The 2,095-nt window shown below is 34.2% G+C and carries 2 protein-coding genes; one reads left to right on the top strand and one right to left on the bottom strand.

What is annotated here, in order from left to right; genetic code table 11:
* A partial coding sequence (locus C6H22_RS08465) for a DUF933 domain-containing protein (protein ID WP_158654693.1) occupies window positions 1-165 on the top strand: 165 nt, incomplete at its 5' end.
* Between the two features lie 650 nt (window positions 166-815).
* Here the strand turns inward: C6H22_RS08465 and C6H22_RS08460 are convergent.
* Window positions 816-2,095: glycosyltransferase family A protein (locus C6H22_RS08460; RefSeq protein ID WP_104694819.1), on the bottom strand; the 1,280-nt coding region annotated here is incomplete at its 5' end.

Genomic DNA, 2,095 nt, shown 5'->3' with positions numbered 1-2,095 from the left:
AAAGATTTTGAAAAAGGCTTTATTCGAGCTGAAACCATTAGTTATGAGGATTTTATCAAATATGGTGGGGAGCAAAAAGCCAAAGAGGCTGGTGCTATGCGGAGTGAAGGGAAAGATTATATCGTGCAAGATGGCGATGTCATGCATTTTAGGTTTCATGTGTGATGTAAGGTATCTAGGAGTTGGTAATGATTAAGGCAAATACTTAAAAACAAAATATAAAAATATCGTTTGCAGGGTTTTGTGCATTTTTACCTTGGGCTATACCCTTTAGTGCCCCATTGGTCTTTTATAGTGGGTTACTTATCTATGTTTTCTCTCATTTTCGTATCCATCACGATTTGCACGTATTACACTAGCAGTGTGCATTGTTATGGGTGGTGCTATAGGGTTTGAGGATACCATTTTGATTGGCGATAAGGCCAATTATTACCTGTTGGAATATTATCATCTTCTCTACTAAAAAACCTCAAGTCGCAATTCTTACAATACCAATAGATTAAATCGCTCTGTAAAATAGTTTCTATGCGAATGGAAACTTCTTTGTAAGCCTAGTAAGAATATCTTTTGAGATATGTTGAACTTCTTGTATTTGTGTGCTTTGACACAATATGCATTTCATAACCCCCCCCCACTTAAAAAACAAAAAGCAACATCCCGGGCTTACCTTCAATGGTAAATTTCCCATTGGTTATATCTTTAAAAAATTCTCCTACAAATTCTGCACAAAACACATTAATTCTTATAAAGACATTTATAAAGGAGTAAAAATCACATGTTTTGGATATTAAAACAACAATAAAGTAATATCAAAATTATCGAGCTCTGTCGTATTTGAGATTTTTTCTCCCCTTTCGCCATCGCCAAAACTTGCGCCCTACTTCCTTTTGCCAGAGATAGAAGAGGTGGATCTTCACCACGATTGGTCGCAAAAGTGGATAAAAAGCTATGATTCTCTGACGGAGAGTTGAATTTGTATTTTTCAAATAAGGTAACAAAAGTGAAAACTTTGGTCGTAAATTAAGTGGGTCAGCAGCGGTGCGATAGATACTTAAAGCTTCTTTTATGTAACAAGGTAGAATTTTTTCTTTAATACCATTAGCTATCTCTATGTTATGAAAATTTTCTAAAAACTCCAGCAAATCTAAAGCAAGTAAAATCCAGCTACTTGCACTATTATAAATTCTTAGCTGAGTTTTGTTATTATTAAAATAAGGTAGATAGACCTCTAAGTATGGCGAAATATGTGATTTGGGACCGGAAATACTTGTTACACGTACTCTATAGTGGTAAAGCTTACGCCTTAACATAAGCATACCTGTAGCTTGGGCAAAAAGCTTTGTGCCAAAGTTTGTATCCTCCCAAATCACACCGTTAAGAAATTCTAATTTTATTGAATGCAAGTACTTAAAATCCATTAACGCACGCCAAGCAAGTGAAAAAATATACCTTGTGCGTTGCATCCATTCTTTAGGTGTTATCAGCGTCTCTTGTGTAAAGCCATACGCATCATCCCATGTAGAAGCCTCACAAGGAGAGCCATCATCAAAAAATGACATATAATCAAAGCATACAACCTCCACACTTTCGCCTCGCTCTTTACATTTCATAAATCCCCTCACACACTCCTCTATACATTTCTTCTCCCAATAATCATCAGAATCTAAAAAAATAACGTAATCAATATGTGGAGGAATATAAGTGATATGTGTGGATTCTAAAGAGTTTAGGGAATTTTTAATGCTATTTTGCAAAGCATTTTCTTGTGTTTTACTAGTAACCAATACAGCACTCTCATTTGTATATATATCTTGTGTTTGACTAGCCAAAAGTTCTTGTGTTTTACTAGTTTGCATAAAAATTTCTTTAATGCGATAAGGATTAGAATCTCTAACTTCATAGGTTTGTAAAAAAGCAAAAGAATGAAAATCTGAAGAATGGGGGTTTATCTCTTTTGATGTGTTGTTTTTATAAGAGTAAGTTTTGCTTAGCTTTGCTTTATATTGGCAATGAGTGTTTTTTAGTTGATAAGATTGTGTAAAGTCTTTAGATTCTAAAGAAATATCTAAACATTCTTTTGCTTTTAGGTTAGTAC

It is taken from the genome of Helicobacter equorum, assembly GCF_900198655.1.
GTDB lineage: Bacteria > Campylobacterota > Campylobacteria > Campylobacterales > Helicobacteraceae > Helicobacter_F > Helicobacter_F equorum.
Note: the sequence above shows the minus strand (reverse complement) of the source record. Positions and strands in the feature narration are given on the sequence as shown.